Source organism: Pseudomonas sp. RW409 (assembly GCF_003184125.1).
Classification (GTDB): domain Bacteria; phylum Pseudomonadota; class Gammaproteobacteria; order Pseudomonadales; family Pseudomonadaceae; genus Aquipseudomonas; species Aquipseudomonas chlororaphis_I.
Window position 1 is genome coordinate 1,391,355 of sequence record NZ_QHHP01000041.1, and the last position, 26,248, is coordinate 1,417,602.

Genomic DNA, 26,248 nt, shown 5'->3' on the forward strand with positions numbered 1-26,248 from the left:
AATCAATGGAACAGTTTTTGTCCGATAGCGACAATCCCTGGCGAGATCGTCCTATCACTCGCCCTATCCGGGCGTAAGCAACCTGACACAATTTGAAATCAGGCGTCCACTACTTTTTGACGCCTGATTTTCGCTGTTCCAGCAAACTCCCGAAAACAATGACTGGTGAGTCGAAATATTCTTTAAGCCTCAATACCCGTTGATAATTGTCCGACAATCTCGAATTTAAATATTAAATAACAGTACAGATAGTTTTGCCGACTACGTCGCAGTTTTTAGTTCATCAAAGTTTGTTCCATCCAGTTAGTTTCATGGCTTCCAACAAGGTTTCCCCGGTCAGTGCCGGAACGCTCGCGCCACTGTCCGCGGTCATCGGTTCGCCGGCCAGCAAGGCGTTGACGATGGCCTCCTCCACCGCTTCGGCGGCGGCGCTGAACAGCGCCGAGATGTAATCGTTGTTGAGCATCGCCAGGGGCGTGCTGAAGGGCACGCCCTCGCGCCCATAGGCAGAAGGCAGCAGGTCGCGGTTGCCGGTGGCGAAAGCCAGGAAGATATCGCCGCTGGAATCCTCGGTGCCGCCGCCGGTGCGGGCGATGCCGATCGACGCGCGCTGCGCCAGGCGCTGGCACTGGTGCGGCAACAAGGGCGCGTCGGTGGCCAGGATCACCACGATCGAGCCCATGCCCGGCGTACCGCGCTGGGCGAAGGGCGACGGAATGCCAGTCAATTGCCGCCCCACCGGATAACCGTCGACCCGCAACTCCTCGCGCTTGCCGTGGTTGGCCTGCACCAGCGCGCCGACCGTGTAGCCGCCCTGCTCCCCCGGCACCCGGCGCGAAGCCGTGCCGATCCCGCCCTTGAACTCATGGCAGATCATGCCGGTGCCGCCGCCCACCGCGCCCTCGCGCACCGGCCCGGACTCGGCATTGGCCAGGGCCTCGCGGACCTGCTGCGGGCCGACATGCTGGCCCCAGATGTCGTTGAGCAGGCCGTCGTAGGTCTCCATCACCACCGGCATGCACCAGTATTCCGAAGGGTCCGCCAGGCTTGCATGCTCCTCGGCGATCAGCGCGTCGCGCACCACGCCGACGCTGTGGGTGTTGGTGATGGCCAGCGGCGTGGTCAGCAGGCCCGCCTCGCGGATCCACTCCAGCCCGGTGGCATCGCCGTTGCCGTTGAGCACATGGCAGCCGGCGAAACAGGGTTGCAGCCGGGCAAAGCCTTCGCGGGGCTGGATCAGGGTCACCCCGGTACGCACCTGCTTGCCGTCGACCGTGGTCCTGAGGGTGCTGTGGCCTACCCGTACCCCCGGAACATCGGTGATGGCATTGAAGGGGCCGGGAGTACCCAGGCCCAGGCTGATCCCCAATTGACGTGCGCGCATGACTTCTCCTTAGAGTTTCTGGAACGCCGGGCTGAACCGGCCGTTGGTGCCATACAGGATCACCGACAGCGCCAGCAGGCCGACGATCACCATGATGTCCCTGAGCGAAGCGTCCAGGAACAGATTGAACAACAGATAACCGGCGCCGATCACCGCCAGCAGCGCCGGTAACGGCCACAGCGGCATGCGGTACGGGTGGGCGCGATCGCGCAGCAACACCCGGCTCATCAGCGCGCTGAGGGCGACGATCAGGTACACCAGCATGATCAGCAGCACGCTGAACGAGGTCAGGTCGGCCAGGTTCGAGCTGAAACTGAGCACCGCCGAGGGAACGGCCAGGAACAGCGTGGCCAGCCATGGCGAGTCCCAGCGCGGATGAATGCGCGTGAACAGGCGATTGATGCCCGGCGTCCACAAGGCATCGCGGCCACTGGAGAACACCACCCGGCCGATCTGGATCACGATGGCGACAATCGCATTGAACACCGACAGGAAGATCCCGGCGCTGACCACCCGCGACAGGGTTTCGTTGCCGTGGCTGGTGAGCAGATAGCCAATGGGATCGGGGCTGGCGAGCATGGCGCTGAGGGACGGCGCGCCGATCAGCAGCGCGGTCAGCGGCACCAGTTCGATGATCACCACCAGCGCCAGCGACCAGAGCACCGCCTTGTGCACGCCCTGCCCCTTGCATTTCATGTCTTCGGCCAGCAGCACCGCCGGGCCGTAGCCGTTGTAGGAAAACAGGCCGATGCCCACCGCGCCGATCACCAGGGCCCAGGGCGCCATGTGCAGCACGCCGTTCTCGACGATCTGCGGCTGCAGCAGGATGCTCGCCGGCTGCGAGGCGTTGCCGAAGCCCAGGAACACGATCACCAGCAGCGCAGCGATCTCCAGCAGCAGACAGGTGCCGGTGATCCACGCATTGAGCTTGATATTGAGGATGCCCAGCGCATAGCTGCAGATCACGATCACCAGGGCCACGGTCTGCGAATCGAAACGCGTGCCCAGGGCATTGTTCAGGTAAGTCGCCGCGCCGGTGGCCAGCACCGGCGGAATGAACAGCAGCATCACCAGCACCGTGAGAAAGGTCGCGTACCCGGCCATGCCGCCGAACACCCGCTTGGCGTACACATATTCGCCGCCGGCGCTGTTGTGGGCGCGGCCCAGTTCGGCGTAGCAGAAGGCGAACATCAAGGCCAGCAGCCCGGCCATGACAAAGGCCAGGAACACCCCGCTGCCGGCCTGGTGAATGGCGAACGGCGCGATGACGAAGACCGAACTGGCCGGGGTCACGCCCGACACGGTAATGGCCACCACATCGAACACGCTCAGCGTGGGTTTCAGGGCGCCTTGCGGCGCGCAGGGAGAGCTCATGTCGTTATCCTCGTGGTTATTTTTGGTTTGAGGCAGAAACGAAGAACGTCAGGCGGATGCGCTCTGGGTCGCACTTGATGGAGGCCACTTTAGGCAGCCGGGGGTACAGGGCCAATTCCCCTATTGGCGTACTCCCCCTTGACGTGGCCGGGCAAATCGCCGAAACCGTGCTTCCAGCTGGCGCAAAGCAGCACGCCAGGCCATAGCAGCATCGACGCGGAGCCACCTATTTGATCACTCTGTTCAGGGAAATCGGCATGCATGCCGGACTCGGGCGCACCCTCTCGCAGATCGGCGGCGAGCGCTTCTGGAAGCAACTGGTGCTGTTGCTGCACCAGGCCTTGCCGTTCGATAACGCCCTGGCGATCTTCTATCCCCACAACGGCCTGCCCATCGCCCTCGAGGAATACGATGCCGAGCCCTCGGACAAGCCAGCGTCGATGCTCACCTACCTCAACGGCCTGTACCTGCTGGACCCGTTTTTCCAGGCCTGCCGCGAGGGCTACCCCAACGGCCTGTACCGCCTGGAAGAAGTGGCGCCGGACCATTTCCGGCAGACCGAATATTTCTCCAGCTACTTCCACGACAACGTGCTGGAGGACGAGCTGCAGTTCATCCTGCAGATCCCGGAGGCCGGCACCCTGTCCCTGTCGCTGGGCATGCAGCGACCCTTCAGCGCCGAGGAAATCGGCCAGCTCACCACCTTCTCGGCCTGGGTCCTGCCGCTGATGCAGCAGCACTGGCAGCAAAGCAACCAGCGTCCGCCAGCGCCCGCCGCGGAAGAAATGGCCAGCCAGATCCGCGACGCCCTCAGTCATTTCGGCTGTGGCGTTTTGTCGGATCGGGAAGTGGAGATCGCCCGGCTGATCCTCCGCGGTTTTTCTTCCAAGGCCATGGCCGAGCGGCTGAAGATCTCGCCGGACACCATCAAGGTGCACCGGCGCCATCTCTACGCCAAGCTGGACATTTCTTCACAGCCGGAACTGTTCTCGCTGTTTATCCAGTCCCTGGGGCACGACTTGGAGAATCCGTAAGGCATCACCGGTTTTGTCGCGAGCAAGCTCGCTGGCTCCTACAGGCAAACCAGCCCAACTGTAGGAGCGAGCTTGCTCGCGATGGCAATCCTGCGGGCGACAACCCTGTTGAATGCACCGGCCCTATCGCGAGCAAGCTCGCTCCTACAGGATTGGGGTTGATCGGACCTCAGGCGTTCAGCGAACGGGCCCGGTAATCCCGTGGCGACTGCTCGAAATGCTTCTTGAAGGTGCGGCTGAAGTGCGCCGAGTCGGTGAACCCCCACTTGAAGGCAATGTCGGTGATCGACGCGTGGCGCAGGCGCGGGTTGCTCAGGTCCGCCGCGCTGCGGTCGAGGCGCGCGCGCTGGATGAACCGGCAGACGCTGTCGCCCTGCTCTTCGAACAGCCGGTACAACTGGCGCACCGAGATATTCATCTGGCTGGCCAGTGACACCGGGGTCAGGTTGGGCTCGGTGAGGGACTGGTTGATCAACTGCCGGGCCTGGCTGCGCAGGCAACCGCCGTGCTGGCTGTCGTAGCCGTCGAGGCTCGCGCCGGGCGTCTGACGCAGGGTCGGGCCGAGCAAGGCGATCAGCGCTTCCTGCAACGCCTGGCCTTCCTGCTGGGCGGCGCAACCTTGCAGTTCGTCGCCACAGATCTGCTCCACCAGCAGGCGCATCAAGCGGCCACTGGCGCAATTCTGCGAGAGCTTGCCGAACTTGCGCTGCTGCGCCGGCAGATGGCGATACACCTCGTCCCGGGACAAATGCAGCGAGGCATGTTCGATCAGGCCGTGAGGAACGATTTCACAGGCCCCGGCCGAATCCAGCAAGGCCATTTCCCCCGGCGCCAGCTCGATGCGCTCGCCGCCCTGGCTGATCTGGGCATGGCCGCTGCGCTGCATGATCAAGAAGCAGAAGCGGTCGTCTTCGTGATCGACGCTGGTGCTTTTGCGCGAGATCAGTCCGGCATTGGTGCGGATCTGCGCCACTTCGAGCCCGGCGTAGTCGCGCAAGCCGACTTCACCGATGAACAACGCCGAGTTCAACGCCTGGCGGGCGTCGAAGCGACCGCAAACCCCCTGCAATGCGTCAATCCAGGAACCGAAACTTTGCGAAGCAAGCACTGTGCACCTCCAGAAGCCGGCTGAAACCGCCTTTGTTGTTATGGCGATATCATTAACATGTTATCTATTTGCCGGGCAAGGAAGCGCGGCGCAATGGATAGTCTGTTATAGCCTAAGCACGGGCTGTGCCAGCACGGGTGGGCATGGTTCAGTGATTGCGCAACAGTGAATGCAGGCGCTTGAAAGCCGCCAGCAAGGCGCCACGCTGCTCGGCGCTCAGGCGGATATAACGGCGGAAACCGGGCAGCCGGTTGACCACCTCGCTGGCGCCGAAATGCTCCAGGCGCACCAGCCAGCCCTGCTCGTCGCGCTGCAGTTGCAGGCGCTTGAAGTCCAGCGGCAGCAACGCCGCTAGCAGTTGCGGATCGCTGTGCAACTGCTGCAACAGCCCCGCCCACTCTTGCTTCGCGCCCTGCTTCAGGCCTGCAGCGACGCCCTGGCGACGGATTGCGCCGGTATGGCGGATATCGATCCGCGCCTGCGGCCCCGGCGAACCGGGGACGCGCAGGCGAAATTCGCAGACCACCAGGTGCATCAGGAATTGCGCCTGTGGCAGCTCCTGGACCTCGAAGCCCAAGCCCTCCTCAGCCCAGGTGAAGTGCACCAGCCCGGGGGCCTGCGCGGCACAGTCGAGCCCTGGCAGGTCGCGGCGCAACTGGTTCAGGGTCACCCCCGGGCGATAACCCGAGGGTGGCCGCCGCCAGAACTCAGAGAGGTTTTGCCGCCAGCTTGTACTGCTCATCGGGCTTGGCTCCAGGCAGGGTCTGCGCTTGGGTTTCAGGGGATTGCAGGTTGAAGGCATTCTCCAGCACCTCCTCCACCGGCACCGGGCGGAACGGGTTGACCTTCTGCACGAAGACCGTCCAGACCAGCGCATAGATCGCCGTCAGGCCGAGCATGCTGCCAAAAGGCACGTAGATGTCCCGCGGGTTCATCCCCGGCGGCGTGATGAACCACATGCCCAGGAGGATGCCGATCGACGAGACGATCTGCGGCAGCGGGAACCAGGGCGACTTGTAGGCCCGCGGCAAATCCGGGCGGCGGATGCGCAGCACCACCACCGCCAGGGTCACCAGCAGGTAGGCGGTGCTCCAGGCACAGACCGCGGCCAGCACCAGGTGCATGATGTTGTCGGTGCTGCCGCCCAGCCACCAGGCGTGCAGGCACGGGATCAGCACCGCCACGGCGATGCACAGCAGCGGCGTCTTGAAGCGCGGGTGCAGGTAGGTGAAGGCCTTGGGCAGCGCGCCGTCCAGCGCCATGCCATAGAGGATGCGCGGCAGCCCGGCCATCAGCGTGTTGATGGTCGCCGCCCCGGCGAACAGCAGGCCGACGCCCAGCCAGATCCGCCCGTACGGCCCCATCACCTGCTCGGCGAACTGCGGGATGGCCATCGGCGTGTCCAGCAGGTGCACGCTGCCGTCTTCGCTCAGCGCACTGTTCGCCACCTGGCGCTTCATCGCCGCGCCGTAGATGAACATGCAGGTGGCCACGCCTACCAGGCCCAGGGCCATGGCCCGGGGGATGGTTTTCGCCGCCTTGCGCACCTCCGGCGTCAGCGGCGTGACGAATTCGCAACCGACGAACATGAACATGGCCATGCCCACCAGCGAAAGGATGGTGGTCAGGTCGGTGCCGACCATCGACTCGCCGAACCAGCCGTTCAGCTCCACCGCCGGCGCCTTGAACACCCCGACCACGCCGAAGATGATCAGGGTGGTCCACATGCCGAAGGTGAGGATCACCTCGGCGCGGCTGAACGCGGTGATGCCCACGGCGTTCAGCAGGCCGAAGAAGATCACCAGCCCGACACCCACCAGCCAGGCGCTGCCGCTCTGTTCCAGCAGGGTGTTGAGGGACTCGAAGTTCACCAGGGCCATGACGCCGCTGAGGATGGTTTCCGCCGTGCCGGCGAACACATGCACGATCAGGTAGGCGGAAATGGTCCCGGTGATCGCGAAGAAGCGCCCCAGGCCGCAGGCCAGGTAGTCATACACCGAGCCGGTGGTGGGAATCATGCAGGCCGCTTCGGCGAAGGTCGTCGATTGCGCGAGCATCATCAGCATGGCGATCAGCATGGCCGCGGCGAACGCCCCGCCGCCGATGCCGAAGCCGGTGGTGGCGGTGAGGATCACCGGGCTGGCCATGATCAGGCCGACGGCGCTGGCCAGGGCCGTGGGAAAGCCGACCACGCCCTGGTTCAGGTGGCGGGTGAGTCTGTCGTTGAAAGACATGGTGCTGGACCTCGAAAGCATGGGTGATGTTGTTGTTCTAGGCATTTCAAGGGCACGCCGGGCGGGCGTGTTTTACTTGGCTGTCTGCGCAGCCTGGAGTCGCCGGATGACTGCATCCGACTGTAGCCGCTGCCGCAGGCTGCGATAAGGCCGAAGGCCTTCGGCGATCTTGAGATCTTGCGCACCCTGCGGGCGCGATCGCAGCCTGCGGCAGCGGCTACAGGTCAGCTACAGGTCAATAGGCGATGCACACCGACTTGTTCTCGGTATACGCCTCGATCGCCGCATGGCCCATTTCGCGACCGATGCCCGATTGCTTGTAGCCGCCAAACGGCATCGACGGGTCGAGCATGTTGTGGGTATTGACCCAGACCGTGCCGGCCTTGATCCGCGGGATCAGGTCCATGACCTTGGCCAGGTCGTTGGACCAGATGCTCGCCCCCAGCCCGTACTGATTGTCGTTGGCCAGCGCCACCACCTCGTCGATAGCGTCGAAAGGCGTGGCCACCACCACCGGGCCGAAGATTTCCTCGCGCACCACCTGCATGCCCGCGTGCACGTCGGCCAGTACCGTCGGCCGCACATAGAAGCCCTGCTCGCCATAGGCGACCCCGCCGCACAGCACCCGGGCGCCGTCGGCCACGCCCTGGCCGATCATGTCCAGCACGCGCTTCTGCTGCTTGGCGGAAATCAGCGGGTTGATCTGCGCCTGTTCGTCCAGCCCGGGGCCGATGCTCAGGGAGCCGGCGATGGCCGCCAGGCGCTCCAGCACCTGGTCGAAGATCGCCCGCTGGATATACAGGCGCGAACCGGCGGTGCAGACCTGCCCCTGGTTGAAGAAGATCGCCCCGGCGGCGCCGGCGGCCGCGGCCTGGGGGTCGCAGTCATCGAGCACGATCACCGGCGACTTGCCGCCCAGCTCCAGGGAAAACCGGGTCATATTGTCCACCGCCGCATGGCCGATGACCTTGCCGATCTGGGTCGAACCGGTGAACGCCAGCTTGTCGATGCCCTTGTGCGCGGACAAGGCCGCGCCGGCCTGGGCGCCGCTGCCGGTGACCACATTAACCACCCCCGGGGCGATCCCGGCGTCCAGGCACAACTGGCCCAGGCGCAAGGCGGTCAGCGGGGTTTCGTCGGCCGGTTTGAGTACCACGGTGCAGCCGCAGGCCAGGGCCGGGACGATTTTCCAGATGGCCATCAGCAAGGGGAAATTCCACGGCACGATGGCCCCGACCACACCCACCGGCTCCGGCACCGTGTAGGCACGGTAGCGGGCGCCCGGGACGGCGGCGATGGACAGGTCGAGGCTCTTGCCTTCGATCTTGGTCGCCCAACCGGCCATGTAGCGGGTGAACTCGGCGGCGGCGCCAACTTCCAGGGCCCGGGCCAGGTGGATCGACTGGCCGTTGTTGAGGGTCTCCAACTGCGCCAGCTCCTCGCCGTGGGCTTCCAGCAGATCCGCCAGCTTCAGCAGCAGGCGCTCGCGATCCGCCGGACGCTGCGCCGCCCAGGGCCCCTCGAAGGCCCGCCGCGCGGCGGCCACGGCCAGGTCGATATCGGCGTCGGCGCCGGCGGCGACGCGGGTCAGCTCTTCGCCAGTGGCCGGGTTGAACACCGGCATCTGCGCGCCGGACAACGCCGGCTGGCTGCGCCCGTCGATCAACAGGCCGTGCTGGCTGTCGATAAAGGCGGCGACACGTGGGTCGATGGCAATACTCATGGGCAATCCTCGTTAGTTGGCCTCATGGATCGAACTCTGAGACCAACGCCGGCCAGCGTCTTGATCCTGGCTGCCGCGAAACTTGCCACTGGCTGCCAGGGAAACCGCGACACACGCTTTTGCCGCCACTGGCGTATCTATCCAGATAGACCGCGGACTCAGCATTTGCGATTGCTTCGCAACCGATCGCAGCCTCGCAGGCTCGGCAGCGGCTACACAAGCGCCGCGTACCCTGTAGCCGCTGGCGCAGCCTGCGATCGGCGGCGCAGCCGTCGCCAAACCTGCCAACGCGTTTTTCCAGACAGATTGCGGACTCAGGATTTACGGTTGCTCCGCAACCGTTCGCAGCCTCGCAAGCTCGGCAGCGGCTACACAAGCGCCGCGCACCCTGTAGCCGCTGGCGAAGCCTGCGCTCGGCCGCGCAGCGGTCGTAAATCCTGCCAACACGGTTTTCCAGGTGGATAGCGAAATCAGGGACAGCGGATCGATGGCAGTGGCGATCAAGTACCTGGCACACAGAGGCAAGCACGCATCCGGTAAAGGGCGCACTACTATGTCCCACGCTGTCCGTGCGTTTTCAGGAGACTCAACGTGAGCGAACCAAGCCGCTTCTGGCATCCCATGCTGCACCCCAACGAAATGCAACAACGCGAGCCGATTCGTATTGTCCGCGGCGATGGCTGCTATGTGTACGACGACCAGGGCCACCAACTGGTGGATGGCGTCGCCGGGTTGTGGAACGTCAACGTCGGCCACAACCGCAAGGAAGTGAAGGCGGCGATCACTGCCCAACTGGACGAACTGGAATACTTCCAGCTGTTCGACGGCGTCAGCCATCCGCGCGCCGAAGAGCTGTCGCGGGTGGTGATGAACCTGCTGGAACCCGAGGGCATGCGTCGCGTGGCCTTCAGCTCCGGCGGCTCGGACGCCATCGAGACCGCGCTGAAACTGGCCCGCCAGTACTGGAAACTCGAAGGCCAGGCCGATCGCACCAAGTTCATCTCGTTGCGCCAGGGCTACCACGGCACCCATTTCGGCGGCGCATCGGTCAACGGCAACACGGTGTTCCGGCGCAACTACGAGCCGCTGCTGCCCGGCTGCTTCCACGTCGACACCCCGTGGCTGTACCGCAACCCCTACAGCCAGGACCCGGAAGAACTCGGCAAGATCTGCGCCGACCTGCTCGAGCGGGAAATCCAGTTCCAGAGCCCCGACACCGTCGCGGCCTTTATCGCCGAGCCGATCCAGGGCGCCGGCGGCGTGATAGTGCCGCCGGCCAACTACTGGCCGCTGATCCGCGAGGTCTGCGACAAGTACGGCGTGCTGCTGATCGCCGACGAAGTGGTGACTGGTTTCGGCCGCAGCGGCTCGATGTTCGGCAGCCGCCTATGGGGCGTGAAACCCGACATCATGTGCCTGGCCAAGGGCATCACCTCCGGCTACATCCCGCTGGGCGCCACGGTGGTCAACGAGCGGATCGAGTCGGCGTTCAGCAAGAACGCCAACTTCACCGGCGCGATCATGCACGGCTACACCTACTCCGGGCACCCGGTGGCGTGCGCGGCGGCCCTGGCCAGCCTCGACATCGTGGTCAAGGAAGACCTGCCGGCCAACGCCGCGAAAATGGGCGATTACATGCTCAATAAGCTGCTGCCGTTCGCCGAACGCTTCGACAGCGTCGGTGAAGTGCGCGGCAAGGGCCTGATGATTGCCCTCGACCTGGTGGCCGACAAGAGCACCCGCGAGCCGATCGACCCCATGGGCGGTTATGCCAACCAGGTGGCGCAGATCGCTCGCGACAACGGGGTGATGGTGCGTCCGGTGGGGACCAAGATCATCCTGTCGCCGCCGCTGGTGATCCAGCCACCGCAGATCGACGCCATAGTCGCGGCCCTGGAGCTGGGCTTCACCCAGGCCCGCCGCTGAGGCCCTGATAGCCGCTGCCGTGTCCCTCGCCTCCCGGGCGTTGGAACCGGCAGCGTTTTTTTGCCCTCCGACATTCCCGACAATGTCCATACTGCATCGCGACCTGCCCGCTTCTTCTGCCCATTGACGCGAAGCCGTCAGTATCCGCCAGGAGCCCTTCGATGATCAGTACCCATAGCCTCAACAGCCCCCTGCCCAACGCCCATGAACTCGGCCAGCGCTGCATCGGCGCCTTTACCCGGGTGGTGCCGGCGACCCTGTGCGCCTTCTACCGCATCGACGCGCAGCTGCAGGCCGAGCATTTCTCGCTGTATCACATGAGCCAGCAGATGCATGAGGCCTACCTGCAACGCTACCGGCACTACGACCCACTGCGCCCGCGTAACTGCGTGGCGGCGGGCCGCCCGGTGCTGTCGCTGCACATGGGCATGGCCCAGCAGGGTCGGCATGAAACCGAGGTTTACCAGGGCTTCCTGCAACGCCATGGGGTGCTGGATGTGGTGGAGATCCTCGCACGCAATGCCAGCGGCAGCCCGATCGCCGGCCTGTCCCTGCTGCGCGACGCCAGCCTGGGCCCGTTCCAACCTGACGAACTGAGCACCCTGCATGTGCTGCAAGGCCTGCTGGAAATCGCCGCCCAGGCGCCCTATTCGCGCCACGACGAACGCCTGGAGGCCCTCACGCCCCGGGAGCGGCAGATCGCCTGGCTGCTGCGCGACGGCGCCTGCAACAAGACCATCGCCCAGCAACTGGCGCTGGGCCTGCCGACGGTCAAGACCCACCTGATCAACCTGTTCCGCAAGGTCGGGGTGAACAACCGCACCGAGCTGGTGAGCGCGCTGTTCCTGTAAAAAACCGTCGCGCCTCAACCATTCGGTTGATGGGCAACAAGGGCTTGCACGCTGAACATGAGGTTCTCCTTCATCGACAAGAACCGCCCTCATGAACCTGCAACCCGAATGGATTACCGTTGGCGCCCTGGCCGAAGGCTTTGCCGCCGACAACCATGTCCTGCCCAGCCTGGATGACCTCAACGGCCGCAGCCTGACCCTGCATTTCGCCAACGGCTGGCGCATCGAACACCTGTTCGGCTCACAGACGCTGCATTGGCGGGACACTGAAAGCCAAGCCTGCGGCGAGGCTATTTATCGAGCTACTTCAATACGTTCCGGAATTTACCTGGTGGACTTTCTCAAGTCGGAGAACGACCAGGTCCACTCGGTGAGCCTGATCCTCGACCTGGGCCGGAACCTCTTCACCGCGGTGATCGGGCTGCTGCCGAGCCAGGCCGAGACCCGGGTCGATCTGTTCAGCCGCGCCCTGTCCGGCCGCGAGCTGACCAGCGTCCAGGCCCAGTTCATCCATGGCAGCATCGACGCACCGCACAGCGCCAGCAACGCGCAACACGCGCAGACCGAAGAGCTGGTCGGCTTGCGCAACCAGTACATCTACAGCGCCACCGAGGCCTACGAGCACGTTTACCTGAACCGCAACTTCTACAGCTGGCAATGCCTCAAGGGCGTCGAGCAGGGCCTGGCGGACACCGATCGCTGCCATTGCTACAAGATCGCCGAACAGCTGTACCTGTTCGTCTGGCGCGAAAAGATCGTGCCGACCCTGGGCCTGGTGCTGATCGACCTACAAGCGGGCAGGACCGACGGCAAGATCTTCGGTTACCAGGGCAGCGACTTCGCCACCCCCAGCAACTTCCCGGTAGGCGCCCTCGCCCATGTGCTGAACCGCACCGATTACACCTGATGCCGACCTGTAGCCACCTGTAGCCGCTGCCGAGCTATAGCGAGGCTGCGATCGATCTGGGCGGCACTCCGACGCAGCGGGCGCAATCCGGGCAACGCGTTCCGCCTGACGCACCGCAAGCGCAGGTTTCGCGGCAACTGCGTTGCCGATCGCAGCCTCGCTATAGCTCGGCAGCGGCTACCCAGGCACCCGCCTTCCTCCTCTAAATCCCACAGGACTCCAATCATGACCCTCGGCCTCAACCTCGACCGCGTCGCCAGCCGTTACCAATCCGAGCTGCAGCTGTTCGCCGAACGCCACCCGCGTTCCGCCGGCTTCTACCGGGAAAACCTCAAGCACTGGCTGTACGGCGCGCCGCTGCACTGGATGCAGCAATGGCCGGGGCTGTACCCGATCCTGGTGGCCGACGCCCAGGGCGCGACGCTGACCGACTGCGACGGCAACCGCTACGTCGACTTCGCCCTGGGCGACACCGGCGCCATGTTCGGCCATGGCCAGCCCGCCGTGGCCGACGCCATCGCCCACCAGGCCCGGCACGGCTCGACCCTGATGCTGCCGACCGCCGACAGCCTGTGGGTCGGCCAGGAACTGGTGCGGCGCTTCGGCCTGCCGTTCTGGCAGGTCACCACCTCCGCCACCGACGCCAACCGTTTCGTGCTGCGCCTGTGCCGGATGATCACCGGCCGGGAGAAAGTGCTGGTGTTCAACTGCAACTACCACGGTAGCGTCGACGAGTCCCAGGTCGAGTTCGACGCCGACGGCCAGATGATTCCCCGCGAAGGCGTGCACGCCAATGGCCTGCGGCACGACGCCACCACCCGGCTGGTGGAGTTCAACGACCTGCCGGCGCTGGAGGCGGCACTGGCCCGTGGCGACGTGGCCGCGGTGCTGACCGAGCCCTTCATGACCAACGTCGGCATGGTCCCGCCCGCCCCCGGCTTCCACGATGGTTTGCGCGAGCTGACCCGGCGTTTCGATGTGCCGCTGATCATCGACGAAACCCACACCATCTCCTGCGGCCCGGCCGGCTACAGCGGCGAACACGGCCTGCAACCGGACTTCTTCGTGCTCGGCAAATGCATCGCCGGCGGCATCCCCACCGCCGTATGGGGCGCCAGCCAGGCCATGGCCGAGCGCATCTGGCAGGTGCTGCCGCACTTCCAGCCCGGGCAGGCGATCAATCACTTCGGCTTCGGCGGCACCCTGGCCGGCAACGCCCTGCAAATGGCGGCCATGCGCGCCACCTTCAGCGAGGTCATGAGCGCGGCCAACTACGCGCACATGATCACCCTGGCCGAGCGCCTGCGGGCCGGGGTCCAGGCGCTGATCGCCAAGCACCGCCTGCCCTGGCACGTGACGCGGATCGGCGCCCGGGTCGAATACCTGTTCATGGACCACGCGCCGCGCAACGGCGGCGAAGCCCACCATGCCCGTCATGGCCTGATCGAGGCCTACCTGCATCTCTACCTGCTCAACCGCGGGGTGTTGCTGACCCCGTTCCACAACATGGCGCTGCTGTGCCCGGCGGCCACCAGCGACGACGTCGACCTGCACAACCGTCTGCTGGACGAATGCCTGGGCACCGTCACTCAAGGAGAAAACCCATGATGCTCGACCTCACCGGCCGTATCGCCCTGGTCACCGGCTCCGGCCAAGGCATTGGCCGCGCCATCGCGCAAGTCTTCGCCGCCCAGGGCGCCAAGGTAATGCTCGCCACCCGCAGCGAAGCCTCGGGCACCGAGACCCTGCGCCTGATCCGCGAAGCCGGCGGCAGCGCCGAGCTGCTAACCGTGGACCTGAGCACCCGGGCCGCGGCCAACCAGGCGGTGGCCGCCACCCTCAGGACCTTTGGCGGGCTGGACCTGCTGGTGCACAACGCCGCGGTGTTTCCGATGGAGAACCTGCGCGACCTGAGGGACGAAATCCTCGAGTCGACCCTGGCGGTGAACCTCAAGAGCTGTTTCTGGCTGACCCAGGCGGCGCTGCCGGCGTTATGCCGGGCCGAACACCCGCGCATCGTCATCACCTCTTCGGTGACCGGGCCGCGCACGGCGATTCCCGGGCTGTCCCACTACGCCGCGTCCAAGGCCGGGGTCAACGGCTTCATCCGCGCGGCGGCCCTGGAACTGGCCGAACACCGGATCACCGTCAATGGCGTCGAACCCGGCCTGATCGCCACCCAGGCCATGGCCAACCTTGGCGATTGCGCGGCCCTGGCCAGGGGCATCCCGCTCAAGCGCCTGGGCAGCCCGCAGGACATCGCCCACGCCATGCTGTTCCTCGCGTCCGAACAGGCCGGCTATATCACCGGGCAGACCCTGATCGTCGATGGCGGCGCCCTGCTGCCGGAAAACACCCAGTTCACCTGAAGCCTGACGCCTCACCCACGGCGCCCGACCGGGCGCCGGCACTATCACCGCCCCGCTTCTGGCACCGTTCCGCCCGGGCATTGCGCCCGGCGGGACCGGCCGCCGAATGACGTCATGGACAGAACGCAACATCCCGTTTTTGTCGATTGACTTGAAGTCAACTTTAACTTTTACAGTCAGCTCCGACCCAGTGGCGCGCCGCACCCCGACCATCCTCGCGCGCCTGCCTTCGGAGAAGCCCATGACCTCAACCAAGCCAGACACCCTCAGCTACGCCGTCGCCGATACCGCCTATTGGCCCGCGGTGTTCAATGTGCTGTTTGCCGGCATTGCCGCGGCGCTGCATATCGGCAAGGCCACCATCGCCTTGCCCGAGTTGCAGCAGGAATTCGGTCGCTCCCTGGAGTCCCTGAGCTGGATCATGTCGGCCTTCCCCTTGGTCGGGGTGTTTGGCGGCATCGCCGCCGGCATCCTTGTGCAGCGCTGGGGCGACCGTTATCTGCTGGCCCTCGGCCTGCTGATCATGTGCGCCGCCAGCGCATTGGGTGCCAGCCTGCATGACTTCCACGGGCTGCTGGCCACGCGTTTTGTCGAAGGCCTGGGGTTCGTCATGGTGGTGGTCGCGGCACCGGCGGTGCTCAACCGCCTGGTCCCGGCGCACAAACGCAATCTGGTGTTCGGCATCTGGAGCACCTTCATGGCGTTCGGTATCGGCACCTCGATGCTTATCGGGCCATTGCTGGGGGGCTGGCAACAGGGCTGGATCGCGAGCGCGGCCCTGACCCTGCTGGCGGCCCTGCTGTTGCCGCTGACCACACCCAGGGACTCGCTGGCGCTGCGCCACCAACCGCAATCCGGCTTGCGCCACTCCCTGAGCAGCGTGCTGCGCGCCCGCCAGCCGCTGCTGATGGCGCTGATGTTCACCGCCTACAACCTGCAGTTCTTCGCGGTGATGGCCTTCCTGCCGGTGTTCCTCATGCAGCGCGTCGGGCTGTCGATCACCAGCGCCGGGCTGGTCAGCGCCGCGGTGGTGGCGGTCAATATCATCGGCAACATCGGCGCCGGCCTGCTGCTGTCACGCGGCGTCCGCCCACAAGTCCTGCTTGCCGGCACCAGTATCGTCATGGGGCTTTCCGGGATGGGCATCTTCCTCTCGGCCACGCCGACCGATCTGGTGATCCCCTTGTGTTTCTTCTTTTGCGCGGTGGCCGGCATGCTCCCCGCCACTATCCTCGCCAGCACCTCGCTGACTTCGCCACAGCCCGCGCTGGTCCCGCTGTGCCTGGGCCTGGTGATGCAAGGCAACTACCTGGGCCAGGTGCTCGCGCCCATCGCCCTGAGTGCCGCCGTCGCCTACGCCGGCTGGTCCGCCCCGGCGGCGCTGGTGCTGGCGGCCGCGCTGCTGGGCGTGCTGCTGGCGATGCGACTGAAGATAACGCAATAAAGGCAGCGCTCCCCGGTCGCCAGATCGGGGAGCGGCGCAATGTCTCAGCTACCGGTACGGATCTTGTTCCACACCCGGGTGCGGATCCGGTCGATATTCAGCGGCATGGCTTCCAGGGCGAACAGCTTGCCCATCATGTCCGGGCTCGGGTAGACCTTGGTGTCGCTCTTGATGGCCGGGTCGACCAGGCTGTCGGCCTGCTCGTTGCCGTTGGCGTAGTGCACATGGTTGGTGATCTCGGCCATCACCTCCGGGCGCAGCAGGTAGTTCATGTAGGCATACCCGGCCTTTTCGTCCGGCGCGTCGTTGGGCATGGCCACCATGTCGAACCAGATCGGCGCGCCTTCCTTGGGAATCGCATAACCGATTTCCACGCCGTTCTTGGCTTCCTTGGCCCGGCTATCGGCTTGCAGCACGTCGCCGGAGAACCCTACCGCCACGCAGATATCGCCGTTGGCCAGGTCGCCGGTGTACTTGGAGGAATGGAAGTAGGCGACATAAGGCCGGATCTTCAGCAACAGCGCTTCGGCCTTCTTGTAGTCCTCCGGATTCTTGCTGTGGTGCGGCAGACCCAGGTAATTCAGCGCCGCCGGCAGCAGTTCGGGGCCGTTGTCGAGGATCGCCACCCCGCATTTCTGCAGCTTCTGCATGTATTCGGGCTTGAAGATCAGGTCCCAGGAATCCACCGGCGCGTTGTCCCCCAGCACCGCCTTGACCTTGGCGACGTTGTAGCCGATCCCGGTGCTGCCCCACAGGTACGGGAAGCCATGCTCGTTGCCCGGGTCGTTGGTCTGCAAGGCCTCGAGCAGCACCGGGTTGAGGTTCTTCCAGTTCGGCAGCTGGCTCTTGTCGAGCTTCTTCAGCGCCCCGCCCTCGATCTGCCGGGCCATGAAGTGGTTGGAGGGAAACACCACGTCATAACCGGAGCGGCCGGTCATCAGCTTGCCGTCCAGGGTTTCGTTGCTGTCGTAGACGTCGTAGCTGAAACCGATGCCGGTTTCCTTCTGGAAGTTCTTCAGGGTGTCCGGGGCGATGTAGCTCGACCAGTTGTAGATCTTCACGGTCTCGGCCGCCTGGCTGAATGACGCAACCAGCAGCAACGGCGCGCACAGCGATAAAGCCGGTTTTTTACGGATCATGGGGCGATTCCTGTGTGGGTTGTTTTTATTGGCAGGCAATCAAAGGATCAGAAAATCAACACGTAGGTCTTGCGCACGGTTTCCTGGATGTCCCAGGTCCCGGTGCTGTTGGCCGGCAACATCAGTGCATCGCCGGCTTCTATAAGCAGGGGTTCGCCGTTGTCCGGGGTGAAGGTGCAACGCCCCTGGATGAAATGGCAGAACTCCTGCGCAACGATCTGCCGCCGCCAGCGCCCGGGCGTGCACTCCCAGATGCCGGTTTCGACGCCGTCGTTGCGCTCGACACAGGTCACCGAAGTCACGGCGACCGGGCTGCCCAGGGGCACGGCCACCGGAGTCGATTGCTCCAGGGTGGCGTGGGCGGTGTTCTTGAATTGAGTGATGCTCATGGCGCTACCTGTCGATGGAAAAACCGCTGTAAAAAACCTGGCTCAGTGCATCAGCCCTTCCATGAAACCCGCCACCCGGCTGGCCAGCCGGCGGCGCCAGGGCGGCGTGGCCGGGTTGGCCAGGGTCTGGTCTTCATGGACGAAGCTGCGAATGATCGCGTTGTAGCCCAGCCAGCGGCACGGCTCCGGTTCCCAGGCGCGCAAGGCGTCGAGGCCACCCTCGGGGATCACCCAGGGCTGGCGGGTCAGCTCACTGTCGCGCTCGAGGATCAGCTCGGCCAGGGTCCGCCCGCCCAGGTTGCTGGCGCCCACGCCTTCGCCGCCATAGCCGCCGGACAAGGCGATGCCGTGCCGACGGTCGCAGAGCATGTGCGGCCGGAAGTGCCGCGACATGCCCAGGTTGCCGCCCCAGGAATGGGTGATCCGCACGTTTTTCAGCTGCGGGAAAAGCTCGCTGAACAGGTAGCGCCGCAGCTCGACTTCGCTGCGGGTCAGGTCGAAGTCGTGGCGCAGCTTGCCGGCGAACTGGTAGCCGCCGCGGGCGCCGAACACCAGGCGGTTGTCCGCGGTGCGCTGGCCGTAGGTGACCTGGCGGCTACTTTCGCTGAACGCCTGGCCCTGGCTCAGGCCGATCTCGTCCCAGGTCGCGGCCGACAAGGGCTCGGTGGCCACCAGCAGGCTTTGCACCGGCAACTGGTAACGGCCCAGGGGCGGCAGGGTCACCGAGTAGCCCTCCACCGCCGGCACTATCCAGCGGCAACGCACGCTGGCCCTGGCGGTTTGCAGGCTGCCGGACTGCCAGTGGCTGACCGGGCTGTTTTCGTAGATGGGCACGCCCAGGCGCTCCACGGCCCGCGCCAGGCCACGCACCAGCTTGGCCGGCTGGATGGTCGCGCAATGGGGCGCGTAGATGCCGCCGTAGGCCTTGGCCACGCGGATCTGCCGGGCCAGTTGCTCGGGGCTCAGCCAGCGGTAGTCGCGCTCGTCGAGGCCCTGGCGGTAGAGCTTGTCCAGGTAGCGGCGCTGGGTGATTTCCTGCTCGGGATAACGCGCGGCGCAGTACAGCACCCCGCCCTTGCGATAGTCGCAGTCGATGCCTTCACGCTCGAGGACGCTGGCCACTTCATCGGGAATGCCGTGCAGCAGGTCGAAGGAGGCGCGGCGCTGCTGCGCGCCGAGCCCGGCCAGCAGCCGGTCCTCCCCCAGCAGGTTGCCCATCAGCCAGCCGCCGTTGCGCCCGGAGGCACCGAAGCCGGCGGTCTGCGCCTCGACGATGGCGATGTTCAGGGTCGGCGCCAGGCGCTTGAGGTAGTAGGCGGTCCACAGCCCGGTATAACCGGCGCCGATGATCGCCACGTCGACATCCAGGTCCTGCTCCAGCGACGGCCGGGCCAGCAGCGGCTCGTCTAGCTGATCCATCCATAAACTGATGTTGCGCCACGCTGGCATACACGCACTCCGCCACCCGAACTTCGAATGCGGCGATCCTAGTGCCTGGGCTCAGGGGCTGTCTTGCGCGCGTGCACGCAAAGAAATTTGCTTGGCATAAGCCTTGGGCGAGAGGCCGGTGTGCTGGCGGAAACAGCTGTAGAACGCCGACAGCGAATTGAAGCCGGCGGCGAATGCCAGCTCATCGATACGCACCGGCGGCGCGGCCTGGTCCAGCGCCGTCAGCAAATGCTGCAGGCGGGCCTGGTTCACATAGCGGTAGAAACTCTGCCCCAGCACCTGGTTGAGCAGGTAGGAGATCTGGTTGCGACTGTAGCCGCACTCCTTCGCCACCCGCTGCAGGTCCAGCTCCGGGTCGAGGTACGGCTGCTGGCGCTCGAAGTACTGCTGCAGGTCCTCGGCCATGAAGCTCAACTGGCGCGGCGACAGCCCCAGACGGCTGGCCGCCGGCCGCGCGCCACCACCGGCCTTGCTCGGCGCCGCCTCGCGCACCAGGGAAGCGTATTCATTGACCCGCCAGATCAGGCCGTCGCGCACGGTGATCGCCTCGCTGGCGCGAAACGACACCAGGCCCTGCCCGCCGCGCAGGGTCACCTGGTATTGAATGAACGCGGTATTGCCGTCCAGGCGGATGCGGTCGCTGTGCTCCAGGGCTTCGTCGGGCGCGCGCGGCATGCTGTTGCGCACGTATTCACGCAACTCGTCCAGGCCCAGGGTGCGGTTCTGGAAAAAGTCGTTGTATTGGATTTCCGGGTGATACAGCGCCATGACGCCATCGAGGTCGCGGTGCTTCCAGCACAGGTGATAGCGCAGCACCGTCTCGCCGGTGGCCTGGGTTTGCGCCGGGCCATCATCAAGGGCAGACATTAAGGTACTCGGGGGACGGAAAGGCGCAGCTTGCCGAAGTTCCTCCAGCGCTTCAATGGCCAATGCATGGCCCCTGGATACTGGCGTTTTGCCTAAACCGCTAGCGGAAATGACCTGCATCAAAAAAGTGCAAGGCAATTGCCAAACGGCCTGAAAAAAAGCCGTTGAATGTCATATCCCGGTGCTATTTTTAAAAGCTCCACGGTTGGTCCATTGACGGTCCTTCCATACCTACCGCGAGCACAAGGAAGCGCTCAATGAACAAGGTGGGCAATCCATGAATAGAGTCTCCGCCAGCAAAGTCACCTTTCCCAACGCCTGCCAGCTGATGCGCTGGCATTTTCACCCCATGGGCTTCGAGGCCAGCATGGATGCGCCCGGCAGCATGATCGCCCGGCTCTTCGATCGTGCCAGCGGCGAGACCATGATCGCCATTGCCGGCATCCCCTGCGCCACCGTGATGAACGCCACCGATGTCGAACGAATAATCGAGGCGGTGGAAGACGAGCTGGAGGCCTTCATGCCGCCACTCGCCTTGAAAGCCTAGGGCCGCTCCTTTTCTTGACCCGCCCCAGGTTGTCCTCAAGCCCGCCGTTGCGCGGGCTTTTTCATGCCCGCAGGTCGGCGAAGAACGGCTTGCCCTGGGGAATCCGGTCCGACGCCTTGGGCGCATTGGCCGCCTGGGTGTCCGGGCTGTCCACATACCAGTAGCAATGTTTCACCGCCCGGGTGATGCCGACATAGGCCAGGCGCAGGGTCTCGTCCTTCTGCGCATTGTCGTAGGGCTCACTGTCGCCATCCTTACCCAGGCCGGCCATGCGATAGACCTGGTTCTTGTAGGGCGAACTGGTCAGGTGCTGGCAGTCGCCGAGCAGGAACACCGCATCCGCCTGCAAGCCCTTGGAACTGTGGTAGGTCAGTTGCTTGAGGCGGCGCTCCTCCGTCGGCAATCTAGAATCAACATTAACTATTGGTAAAATATGCTCTTCTATCAATAACTTATCGCTACTTTTTCGAAACAGCATCAAGATTGAATCACCGTTGCGATAGTGCTCCGCCAGCCGCGCTGCCAGCCCCTGGTCGTCGCGGTCCAGCACATTCACCGGCAACACTTCCTTGGGTTCGCCGCTGGCCTTGGCCTTCTTCCCGGCAATCGCCGGCGCCGCGCGAACGATATGTTCCGCCGCGTCGATGATGTGCTGATGGCTGCGATAGTTCTCACTGAGCATCACCCGGCTGGTGGCCGGCGACGGGAATTCCTTGTTGAACTCCATGAAGTACTTCGGCGAACTGCCACGCCAGCCGTAGATCGACTGCCAGTCGTCCCCTACGCAGAGCAACGACGAGCGCTGCGCCCCACGCCCGACATGCATCGCCGGCCCGCGACTGCGGATCTCGCGCAGGCTGGCGCGAATCCACGAGACGATCTGCGGCGAGACGTCCTGGAATTCGTCGATCATCAGGTGCGACATCGGCCGCAGCCGCTCATCGCTGAGCAGCTTGAAGTTCTCCGGGGTGTTCTCGCCGAACAGCGAGAACATGCGGTTGTAGCTCATGATCGGCGGCGACTGGTCGAGCAGATGGTCGTCCAGCGCCCGCCAGAACAGGCTCAAGGCCTCGAAGAAGTAGCGATCCGGGTCGTCCTGGGGGAAAACCATCTGGCCTACGGCCACCGACACATCCAGCCCGAGGTTCTCGATAAACCCGGCCGCGGCGACAAAACAGTCCAGCAGCGGCGCCGAAGCCAGCTCGCCCTTGACCTTGTAATCGAAGCCCGGCCCGGCCGTGGCGTCGCCGGCCAGAGACGACAAAACCCGCTTTGCTGAATCGTAACTATCCAGCCAAATCATAGATTTACGACAGAAAGCTTGAAACAGGGTGCGCTTTACCGCCCACTCCGCACGTACCGAAAGCTTCGATCCGGGGCGACTCAGCTGCGGGTTTTCCCGAGGATCGAACCCCAGCACCACCCAGGCATCCAGCTCGGCGATGTAGCCATGGCAGTGGAACTGCGAGCCGTTGATCTCCACCGTCTGCCGGTTCGGCTCGATGCCCTTGATCGGCCAGGCCCCGGCGCGAAACCACAGGTCTTCGAGGGTGTCGCACAGCTCTTCATCGCGCTTGGCCGCCAGCTCGGTCACGGCCATGCGTTTTTGCACATCCGGGTGATCGCGCTCCAACTCCTTGAGCTGCAGGGCGTGGCGCAGCAACGGCTTGATCGCCTCGCGGAAACGCCCGTCGCGCCGGTGCAAGGCGTGATAACAGGCATTCAGGTGCTTGCGCTGGGCGTCGTTGATCCGCAGGTCGAAGGGATTGCTGTCGACCTCCAGATCCCCCGCCGCCGGGCGATCGCTGAGGTTCTCGAACGCCTGCAGGCGCTCGAAGCCCGGCAGGCTGCGGACCATCGGCAGGATGCGCGAGTGGAAGGTGCGCACCAGTTCCCGCGCCTCCTTGAGCCCCAGGGGCCGGCCCCAGAGCGCGAACACCTCCATCAACTTGTTGATGAAGTCCTTGCGCGACTCGCGGGTGAAGGTCACCACGGTCATCGAGTCGAGCTCGAAGCCCAGGTAATGATTGAGCAGCAGGATGCGCAGGACCAGAGAGGTCGACTTGCCCGCACCAGCGCCGGCAATCACCGAGGTCGACGGGGTTTCACTGAAGATCATCTTCCATTGCGCGCTGCTGGGCTGGGCATGGGCCGGCAGCAGGCGGCCAACGTCGGCCTTGATGCGTTTCTTCAGCTCGGCGCTCAGCGGCAGGCGCCAGTCGTCGAACAGATGATCGTCGACGCCGGGGGCCGGATGCTCGGTGGAGCGGCTGTCGCGAATCAGCAGGACCTGACGGCCCTGCTCCAGGCCTTCGGCCTTGCCCTCCTGGTAACCGTACTCCACCCCGGCGGTGTGCCCGCTGCGAAAGCCATCCGCCTGGCCGTGCAACCAGGACGCGCGATGCTGGGCGCGCAGGCGGCTGAGGCCGTGACCGAAGAACCTGGCCGCCAAGCGCTTGAGCAGCGGCATTTCGGCCAGGGGCAAGAGTTCGGGAGGAAGATCGGGGGTGTGTTGCGGCACGCTGACTCCAGGGTGTGAGGCTGTGTGGGGCGGTATGGTCGCTTCATTCGTCGATGACTTCTAGTGAAATGCTTACAGGTCATTCACTTAAGCCATCAATTGAATGTTTGAAAGCAAAAGAAAGGCTACAAAATATATCTACTTATTAGATCGGATTACGGCATTTTTTGCGCTTTTTATCGATGTTTGGCTGATGGATGATGGGCGCCATCAATCACCGGTCTCGTTCTGCGGCTCTACCAAGACGCCCCATGACGAACCCTGACAGGAGACGATCATGCTTGAACTCAGACCCTTCAAATCCCTGGGCGGCGCCCATCATGGCTGGTTGGATGCCCACCACCACTTTTCGTTCGCCGAGTACTACGACCCCAAACGCATGAACTGGGGCAACCTGCGCGTGTGGAACGACGACGTGATCGCCCCCGGCAGCGGTTTCCCGCAACACCCGCACCGCGACATGGAGATCATCACCTACGTCCGTGAAGGCGCCATTACCCACCAGGACAACCTGGGCAACAAGGGCCGTACCGAGGCTGGCGACGTGCAGGTGATGAGCGCCGGCACCGGGATCGCCCACAGCGAATACAACCTGGAAGCCGGCGCAACCAAGATCTTCCAGATCTGGATCATCCCCAACGAGGCCGGCTCCGCGCCGTCCTGGGGCGCCAAGCCGTTCCCCAAAGGCCAGCGCGAGGGTTTCGTGACCCTGGCCAGCGGCAAGCAAGGCGATGACCAGAGCCTGCGGATCCGTGCCGATGCGCGGCTGGTGGCCGCCAACCTGAAGGCCGGCGAGTCTGCCGAGTACTCGCTGGACAACGGGCGCCGGGCCTACCTGGTACCGGCGACCGGGGTGATTGAAGTCAACGGCTTGCGCGCCGAAGCTCGAGACGGTGTCGCGGTCGAGGATGAACGCCTGCTGCGGGTCACCGCCATCGAGGACAGCGAAATCGTCCTGGTGGACCTGGCTTGAGACAGCGAAGAAACGGTCGGCTTCTGTAGGAACGAAGCTTGCTCGCGATGGGCGGCAAAGCAGCCCTTTCCGTTCTAGCTGAAGATCGTTGTCGCTCAAACGGCAGCCATCGCGGGCAAGCCTCGCGCCTACAAGACGCGGCAGCAATAAAAAGGGGCGACCGCTTGGTCGCCCCTTTTTTGTCTGCCGCGAAATGCCGCTGGATCAACCGCTGATCGCGCCGTCCACCAGGGTCTGGGCTTCCTGCACCAGCTGCTTCAGGTGCTCGTCGCCGATAAAGCTCTCGGCGTAGATCTTGTAGATGTCTTCGGTGCCCGATGGACGCGCGGCGAACCAGCCGTTCTCGGTCATGACCTTGAGCCCGCCGATCGCCTGGTCGTTGCCCGACGCATGGCTGAGGATCTGCTGGATGCTTTCGCCGGCCAGTTGAGTCGAGGTCACCTGCTCCGGCGACAGCTTGCTCAGCAGCGCTTTCTGCTGCGGGTTGGCCTTGGCATCGACGCGCACCGAGAACGGTTCGCCCAGCTCGTCGCACAAGGCGCGGTAGGCCTGGTTCGGGTCACGACCGGTGCGGGCGGTCATTTCCGCGGCCAGCAAGGCCGGGATCAGGCCATCCTTGTCGGTGCTCCAGACGCCGCCGTCCTTGCGCAGGAACGAAGCACCGGCGCTCTCTTCACCGCCAAAACCCAGGGAGCCGTCGAACAGGCCGTCGGCGAACCATTTGAAGCCCACCGGCACTTCGTACAGGCGACGGCCCAGGCGCGCGGCCACGCGGTCGATCAGGCCACTGCTGACCACGGTCTTGCCCACGGCCGCATCGGCGCGCCATTGCGGGCGGTTCTGGAACAGGTAGTCGATGGCCACCGCCAGGTAATTGTTCGGCGCCAGCAGGCCGCCAGTCGGGGTCACGATACCGTGGCGGTCGTGATCCGGGTCGCAGCCGAAAGCCACGTCGAAACGATTCTTCAGGCCGATCAGGCCTTGCATCGCATAGCTGGACGACGGGTCCATGCGGATCTGGCCATCCCAGTCGACGGACATGAAACGGAAAGTCGCATCGACTTCCTTGTTGACCACCTCCAGGTCCAGGCGATAGTGCTCGGCAATCGCCGACCAGTAGCGCACCCCTGCTCCGCCCAGCGGATCGACGCCCAGGCGCAGCTTGGCGTTGCGGATGGCATCCAGGTCGATGACGTTGATCAGGTCGGCGACGTAGCTGTTGACGTAGTCATGACGATGGGTGGTGTCGGCTTTCAGCGCCTGCTCGTAGCTGATGCGCTTCACGCCGGCCAGTTTGTTGGCCAGCAGTTCGTTGGCCTTGGCTTCGATCCACTTGGTGATGTGGGTGTCGGCCGGGCCGCCGTTGGTAGGGTTGTACTTGTAGCCACCGCTTTGTGGCGGGTTGTGCGACGGGGTGATCACGATGCCGTCGGCCAGGCCGCTGGTGCGACCACGGTTGTAGCAGAGAATCGCGTGGGACACCGCCGGCGTCGGGGTGTACTCGTCGCCCGCAGCGATCATCACGGTCACGCCGTTGGCGGCCAGCACTTCCAGGGCGCTGGCGCCGGCCGGGGTGGACAGCGCGTGAGTGTCGATGCCGACAAACAGCGGGCCATCGATGCCCTGGGCCTGGCGATACAGGCAGATCGCCTGGCTGATGGCCAGGACGTGCCATTCGTTGAAACTCAGATCGAACGAGCTGCCACGATGCCCCGAGGTGCCGAAGGCGACCCGCTGGGTAGGGATGGCGGCATCGGGCTGGCCGGTGTAGTAGGCCGTTACCAGTCGCGGAAGATCGACCAGCAATTCTGTCGGTGCCGGTTTGCCCGCAAAAGGACTGAGTGTCATGCAAAACCTCGGGAAATGGATGGTTCGGTGAGTGCTGCGCAGTTTACTGGCAGTTTGACCGCAACGCGACGGGATCTATCCGTGGCGGCTCGCACAATAGGCAGCTATGGCCAGCTTGATACAGGCCATGGTCGGCAGCTGCGCGCAAGCCTCTCAGGATC

The 26,248-nt window shown here is 64.6% G+C and carries 21 protein-coding genes; 9 read left to right on the forward strand and 12 right to left on the reverse strand.

Annotated features, from left to right (window positions below; translation table 11 throughout):
• Window positions 1-283 precede the first annotated feature (283 nt).
• Together DK261_RS26730 and DK261_RS26735 are read right to left on the reverse strand one after the other, a co-directional pair.
• Window positions 284-1,384 carry a P1 family peptidase gene (locus DK261_RS26730; RefSeq protein WP_110176927.1) on the reverse strand — a complete coding sequence of 367 codons (1,101 nt, stop codon included), beginning with the start codon at window positions 1,382-1,384 and terminating at the stop codon, window positions 284-286.
• Window positions 1,385-1,393: 9 nt separating this feature from the next.
• A complete protein-coding gene (locus tag DK261_RS26735; RefSeq protein WP_016705116.1) occupies window positions 1,394-2,758 on the reverse strand; it encodes an APC family permease in 1,365 nt (454 codons plus the stop codon).
• 230 nt (window positions 2,759-2,988) lie between these two features.
• On the opposite strand from DK261_RS26735, the gene DK261_RS26740 reads away from it, so the two are divergent.
• Entirely contained in the window at window positions 2,989-3,792 is an 804-nt protein-coding gene (locus tag DK261_RS26740) for a helix-turn-helix transcriptional regulator (protein WP_009049223.1), read from the forward strand.
• Between the two features lie 169 nt (window positions 3,793-3,961).
• Here the strand turns inward: DK261_RS26740 and feaR are convergent, their stop codons facing one another.
• The 4 genes from feaR to DK261_RS26760 all read right to left on the reverse strand — a co-directional run bounded on the left by feaR (window position 3,962) and on the right by DK261_RS26760 (window position 8,857).
• The gene (gene feaR / locus DK261_RS26745) at window positions 3,962-4,900 is read right to left on the reverse strand and encodes a transcriptional regulator FeaR (RefSeq protein WP_041983590.1); all 939 of its coding nucleotides are present in this window, start codon (window positions 4,898-4,900) and stop codon (window positions 3,962-3,964) included.
• Between the two features lie 148 nt (window positions 4,901-5,048).
• Window positions 5,049-5,570 carry a DUF3156 family protein gene (locus DK261_RS26750; RefSeq protein WP_110176928.1) on the reverse strand — a complete coding sequence of 174 codons (522 nt, stop codon included), beginning with the start codon at window positions 5,568-5,570 and terminating at the stop codon, window positions 5,049-5,051.
• Between the two features lie 37 nt (window positions 5,571-5,607).
• On the reverse strand, window positions 5,608-7,134 hold the full coding sequence (locus DK261_RS26755; protein WP_053269164.1) for an APC family permease: 1,527 nt from the start codon (window positions 7,132-7,134) through the stop codon (window positions 5,608-5,610).
• 235 nt (window positions 7,135-7,369) lie between these two features.
• Complete coding sequence (locus tag DK261_RS26760) at window positions 7,370-8,857, reverse strand: aldehyde dehydrogenase (RefSeq protein WP_016703853.1); 1,488 nt, start codon at window positions 8,855-8,857, stop codon at window positions 7,370-7,372.
• A 591-nt stretch (window positions 8,858-9,448) separates the two neighbouring features.
• Between DK261_RS26760 and DK261_RS26765 the strand changes: the two genes are divergently transcribed.
• The 6 genes from DK261_RS26765 to DK261_RS26790 all read left to right on the forward strand — a co-directional run bounded on the left by DK261_RS26765 (window position 9,449) and on the right by DK261_RS26790 (window position 16,354).
• A complete protein-coding gene (locus DK261_RS26765) occupies window positions 9,449-10,783 on the forward strand; it encodes an aspartate aminotransferase family protein (RefSeq protein ID WP_009049228.1) in 1,335 nt (444 codons plus the stop codon).
• A 161-nt stretch (window positions 10,784-10,944) separates the two neighbouring features.
• Entirely contained in the window at window positions 10,945-11,634 is a 690-nt protein-coding gene (locus DK261_RS26770) for a LuxR C-terminal-related transcriptional regulator (RefSeq protein ID WP_016703851.1), read from the forward strand.
• Window positions 11,635-11,725: 91 nt separating this feature from the next.
• Window positions 11,726-12,541: a molybdenum cofactor biosynthesis F family protein gene (locus DK261_RS26775; protein ID WP_110176930.1), complete on the forward strand. Its 816-nt coding sequence runs from the start codon at window positions 11,726-11,728 to the stop codon at window positions 12,539-12,541.
• 225 nt (window positions 12,542-12,766) lie between these two features.
• Window positions 12,767-14,149: an aspartate aminotransferase family protein gene (locus tag DK261_RS26780; RefSeq protein ID WP_016703849.1), complete on the forward strand. Its 1,383-nt coding sequence runs from the start codon at window positions 12,767-12,769 to the stop codon at window positions 14,147-14,149.
• Window positions 14,146-14,910 (forward strand): SDR family oxidoreductase, encoded by a 765-nt coding sequence (locus DK261_RS26785; RefSeq protein WP_016703848.1) that lies wholly within the window; start codon window positions 14,146-14,148, stop codon window positions 14,908-14,910. The genes DK261_RS26780 and DK261_RS26785 overlap by 4 nt, the downstream gene beginning before the upstream one ends.
• Before the next feature lie 241 nt (window positions 14,911-15,151).
• Window positions 15,152-16,354, forward strand: coding sequence for a CynX/NimT family MFS transporter (locus tag DK261_RS26790; protein WP_110177001.1), 1,203 nt, complete (start codon window positions 15,152-15,154; stop codon window positions 16,352-16,354).
• Window positions 16,355-16,398: 44 nt separating this feature from the next.
• Here DK261_RS26790 and DK261_RS26795 read toward each other — a convergent pair whose 3' ends face one another.
• The 4 genes from DK261_RS26795 to DK261_RS26810 are packed head-to-tail and all read right to left on the reverse strand — an operon-like array spanning window position 16,399 to window position 20,198.
• On the reverse strand, window positions 16,399-17,493 hold the full coding sequence (locus tag DK261_RS26795; RefSeq protein ID WP_110176932.1) for a polyamine ABC transporter substrate-binding protein: 1,095 nt from the start codon (window positions 17,491-17,493) through the stop codon (window positions 16,399-16,401).
• Window positions 17,494-17,540: 47 nt separating this feature from the next.
• On the reverse strand, window positions 17,541-17,882 hold the full coding sequence (locus DK261_RS26800) for a cupin domain-containing protein (RefSeq protein WP_096374420.1): 342 nt from the start codon (window positions 17,880-17,882) through the stop codon (window positions 17,541-17,543).
• Window positions 17,883-17,924: 42 nt separating this feature from the next.
• Window positions 17,925-19,331, reverse strand: coding sequence for an FAD-binding oxidoreductase (locus DK261_RS26805; protein WP_101282586.1), 1,407 nt, complete (start codon window positions 19,329-19,331; stop codon window positions 17,925-17,927).
• A 51-nt stretch (window positions 19,332-19,382) separates the two neighbouring features.
• On the reverse strand, window positions 19,383-20,198 hold the full coding sequence (locus DK261_RS26810) for an AraC family transcriptional regulator (protein WP_110176934.1): 816 nt from the start codon (window positions 20,196-20,198) through the stop codon (window positions 19,383-19,385).
• A 277-nt stretch (window positions 20,199-20,475) separates the two neighbouring features.
• On the opposite strand from DK261_RS26810, the gene DK261_RS26815 reads away from it, so the two are divergent.
• Window positions 20,476-20,745, forward strand: a complete 270-nt coding sequence (locus DK261_RS26815; RefSeq protein ID WP_007924808.1) for a DUF1652 domain-containing protein — start codon at window positions 20,476-20,478, stop codon at window positions 20,743-20,745.
• Between the two features lie 61 nt (window positions 20,746-20,806).
• On the opposite strand, the gene DK261_RS26820 is transcribed toward DK261_RS26815, so the two are convergent.
• On the reverse strand, window positions 20,807-23,266 hold the full coding sequence (locus tag DK261_RS26820; RefSeq protein WP_110176936.1) for a UvrD-helicase domain-containing protein: 2,460 nt from the start codon (window positions 23,264-23,266) through the stop codon (window positions 20,807-20,809).
• Between the two features lie 277 nt (window positions 23,267-23,543).
• Between DK261_RS26820 and DK261_RS26825 the strand changes: the two genes are divergently transcribed.
• The gene (locus DK261_RS26825; protein ID WP_009049239.1) at window positions 23,544-24,239 is read left to right on the forward strand and encodes a pirin family protein; all 696 of its coding nucleotides are present in this window, start codon (window positions 23,544-23,546) and stop codon (window positions 24,237-24,239) included.
• 204 nt (window positions 24,240-24,443) lie between these two features.
• On the opposite strand, the gene pgm is transcribed toward DK261_RS26825, so the two are convergent.
• Window positions 24,444-26,087, reverse strand: a complete 1,644-nt coding sequence (pgm, locus tag DK261_RS26830) for a phosphoglucomutase (alpha-D-glucose-1,6-bisphosphate-dependent) (protein ID WP_110176938.1) — start codon at window positions 26,085-26,087, stop codon at window positions 24,444-24,446.
• Window positions 26,088-26,248 lie beyond the last annotated feature (161 nt).